The following is a 3,486-nucleotide window of genomic DNA, read 5'->3' on the forward strand; positions in this document are numbered from 1 at the left end:
GCAACATCCTCTCGATCGAGGAGAAGAAGGACAAGCGCACGTTCGACGGTGCGCCCGATGCTGCGCTCTACAGCCTCGGCGAGGAGAAGGCGCTGGCCAAGGCGATCGGCGAGGTGCAGGCGGAAGCAAGCGCTGCCGTCGCCAAGGAGGACTTTGCCGCCGCGATGAGCGCGATGGCGAAGCTGCGCCCGCCGGTGGATGCGTTCTTCGACAAGGTCCGCGTCAACGACGACGATCCGAAGGTGCGCGAGAACCGCCTGAAGCTGCTGAACGAGATCCGCAGCGCCACGCGTGCGGTCGCGGATTTTTCGAAGATCCAGGATTAGGGCTCCCGTGCCCCGGAYGCAGCGCAGCGCGCTTCTTCAGCGGTGCGCTGCAGAGCCGGGGCCCATGGCGCGGCGTGTTCGGAGCTCCTGGGTCCCGGCTCTGCGCCGCACCGCTATGCGCTGCGTCGCGTCCGGGACACGAGACCGCGCAAAAAAGCCCCACCCGGAGGGGGGAGACCGGGCGGGGCCTGATGTCCGATTTAACACTGCACGCGTCAGCCTGATTTGACGCGCCGGACATCGAGTTGAACGATGCGTTTTCGAGCGAAGTGGATACCGGTTCGCTCGAAGGAACGTGTCCGTCGAGGATCTAGTCCAGCACCTCGACGATGCGCCGCGAGCGCGGCTCGACCAGCACGGTCTCGCCGTTCACGACGGTGTAGCGATAGGTGGTGGCGCCGAAACGTTGCGGCACGTCATAATAGGTCACGCCGCTCTCCGGTAACGTGGCTCCGACCACCACGCGATCCGGAATGCGGAAGGCCGGCACACGTTGTTCGACGACATAATCGCGGAAGGCTGGCCGCTGTTCGACCGCAATCGTCGGGCCGCTGTCGACCACGACGGGCGCGCGTCCAACCGTAATGCCTGTTTGCGCCTGTGCCGCAACCGGCGCACCGAGCGCGACGCCAAGCGCGGCGAGAGCGAGAATCCTGTTCCGCATGGGCAACTCCTTCGACATGATTTTAGCCGGCGCCAATGGCGCGACCGGTTGCCAATGCTGCGACGCGCGCGATGTTCCGGAAAATGCCTTGCCGCATTCGCGGCATTTTTGGGCAGTTTTCGCGAAGCCCGGAACTCGTGCGACCCCTAGTGCGTCTCTACCCGCGGAACCGGGTCCGCTATGATCCGCCCGCGATTCGCCCCACCTCCACGGAAAGATAATTCATGCACATCACCGTCGCCCACATTTCGCCGATCCTGTCGTTGATTGCGGGCGTGCTCATCCTGATCATGCCGCGGCTTCTCAACCTCATCGTCGCGATCTTTCTCATCATAAATGGTGCGATCGGGCTCGGATTGTTGAAGTGGCTCCATCTCTAGGCCTTCATTTTCCGGAACTCTTCGACTTGCGCGGGCCTGCCCAAAGTGGTGTAAGGCGCGCGATTTCCCTTTCCTCTCGCAGGTTGTGTGCAAGCTATGGCCAAAGCCGCCTCGAAGCCTAAGAAAATACCAGCGAAATCAAAGTCCTCCGCCAAGGCGAAAGCCGCGCCGGCGGCCCGCAAGGCGCTTCCCAAGAGCGCTTCGAAGCCGGTTGCCAAACCCGTGGCCAAGTCGGCTGCGAAGCCCGCCGCCAAGTCTGTCGTAAAGGCTGCGACCAAGCCGGTTGCGCCGAAGGCCGCCGCCAAGGTCGCTCTGAAGCCCGCACCGAGCAAGGCTGCGCCAGCCAAGGCCGCGCCAGCTTCGGCCAAGGCCGGCAAATGGGTGTTCACGTTCGGTGACGGCAAGGCCGAGGGCCGGACGGAGATGCGCGACCTGCTCGGCGGCAAGGGCGCCAACCTCGCCGAGATGGCCAATCTCGGTCTGCCGGTGCCTCCCGGTTTCACCATCCCGACCTCGGTCTGCACCTACTTCTACGCACACGGCAAGACCTACCCGAAGGAGTTGCAGTCGCAGGTTGAGAAGGCGCTCGACCATGTCGGCAAGTTGACCGGCAAGGTGTTCGGCGACACCAGGAACCCGCTGCTCGTCTCCGTGCGCTCCGGCGCGCGCGCCTCGATGCCGGGCATGATGGACACCGTGCTCAATCTCGGCCTCAACGACGAGACCGTGGAAGCGCTCTCGGAACTGTCCGGCGACCGCCGCTTCGCCTATGACAGCTATCGCCGCTTCATCACCATGTATTCCGACGTGGTGCTCGGCTTCGAGCATCATCACTTCGAGGAAATCCTCGACACCTTCAAGGACAGCCAGGGCTACACGCTCGACACCGACCTGTCGGCGGAGGATTGGGTCGAGCTCGTCGGCAAGTACAAGGACGCGGTCGCCCGCGAGACCGGGAAGGATTTTCCGCAGGATCCGCACGACCAGCTCTGGGGCGCGATCGGCGCTGTGTTTTCATCCTGGATGAACGCGCGCGCGGTGACCTACCGCAAGCTGCACGACATTCCGGAATCCTGGGGCACCGCGGTCAACGTGCAGGCCATGGTGTTCGGCAACATGGGCGATACGTCGGCAACCGGCGTCGCCTTCACGCGCAATCCCTCGACCGGCGAGAGCAAGCTCTACGGCGAGTTCCTGATCAACGCGCAAGGCGAGGACGTGGTGGCGGGCATCCGCACGCCGCAGGACATCACCGAGGAAGCGCGGAAAGAGTCGGGCTCCGACAAGGCGTCGATGGAAGCGGCGATGCCGGAGGCCTTCAAGGAGCTGACGCGGATCTACACGCTGCTCGAGAAGCACTACCGCGACATGCAGGACATGGAGTTCACGGTCGAGCAGGGCAAGCTGTGGATGCTCCAGACCCGCGGCGGCAAGCGCACCGCCAAGGCGGCGCTGCGCATCGCGGTCGAGCTCGCCAATGAGGGGCTGATCACCAAGAAGGAAGCGGTGACGCGGATCGATCCGGCCTCGCTCGATCAGCTGCTGCATCCGACCATCGATCCCAACGCCAAGCGCGACGTGATCGCGACGGGCCTGCCGGCTTCGCCCGGTGCTGCCTCCGGCGAGATCGTGTTCTCCTCGGACGAAGCGGCCAAGCTTCAGGCCGACGGCCGCAAGGTGATTCTGGTCCGCATCGAGACCAGCCCCGAGGACATCCACGGCATGCACGCCGCCGAAGGCATCCTCACCACCCGCGGCGGCATGACCTCGCATGCGGCGGTGGTCGCGCGCGGCATGGGCAAGCCCTGCGTCTCCGGCTGCGGCACCATCCGCGTCGATTACGGCCGCGGCACCATGAGCATCGGCTCGCGCACCTTCAAGACCGGCGACGTCATCACCATCGACGGCTCGCTCGGCCAGGTGCTCGCCGGCCGCATGCCGATGATCGAGCCGGAGTTGTCCGGCGAGTTCGGCACGCTGATGAAGTGGGCCGACCAGGTCCGCAAGATCGGCGTTCGCGTCAATGGCGATACGCCGGACGACGCGCGCACCGCGATCAAGTTCGGTGCGGAAGGCATCGGCCTGTGCCGCACCGAGCACATGTTCTTCGAGGAGA

Annotated in this window: 4 protein-coding genes; 3 read left to right on the forward strand and 1 reads right to left on the reverse strand. The window is 64.8% G+C overall.

Annotated elements, in window-relative coordinates:
* A partial coding sequence (locus AC1D00_RS32280) for a DALR anticodon-binding domain-containing protein (RefSeq protein ID WP_477013450.1) occupies nucleotides 1-326 on the forward strand: 326 nt, incomplete at its 5' end.
* Nucleotides 327-636: 310 nt separating this feature from the next.
* Here the strand turns inward: AC1D00_RS32280 and AC1D00_RS32285 are convergent.
* Entirely contained in the window at nucleotides 637-990 is a 354-nt protein-coding gene (locus AC1D00_RS32285) for a DUF1236 domain-containing protein (RefSeq protein WP_027543608.1), read from the reverse strand.
* A gap of 224 nt (nucleotides 991-1,214) precedes the next feature.
* Between AC1D00_RS32285 and AC1D00_RS32290 the strand changes: the two genes are divergently transcribed.
* Nucleotides 1,215-1,370: a DUF3096 domain-containing protein gene (locus AC1D00_RS32290; protein ID WP_074077234.1), complete on the forward strand. Its 156-nt coding sequence runs from the start codon at nucleotides 1,215-1,217 to the stop codon at nucleotides 1,368-1,370.
* 96 nt (nucleotides 1,371-1,466) lie between these two features.
* The coding region (gene ppdK / locus AC1D00_RS32295) for a pyruvate, phosphate dikinase (RefSeq protein ID WP_477013451.1) at nucleotides 1,467-3,486 on the forward strand (2,020 nt) is incomplete at its 3' end.

The organism is Bradyrhizobium sp. P2_E8 (genome assembly GCF_056403875.1).

Coding starts and splice junctions, on each gene's coding strand:
- AC1D00_RS32285 (WP_027543608.1), bottom strand. CDS start 990: ATGCGGAACAGGATTCTCGCTCTCGCCGCGCTTGGCGTCGCGCTCGGT.
- AC1D00_RS32290 (WP_074077234.1), top strand. CDS start 1,215: ATGCACATCACCGTCGCCCACATTTCGCCGATCCTGTCGTTGATTGCG.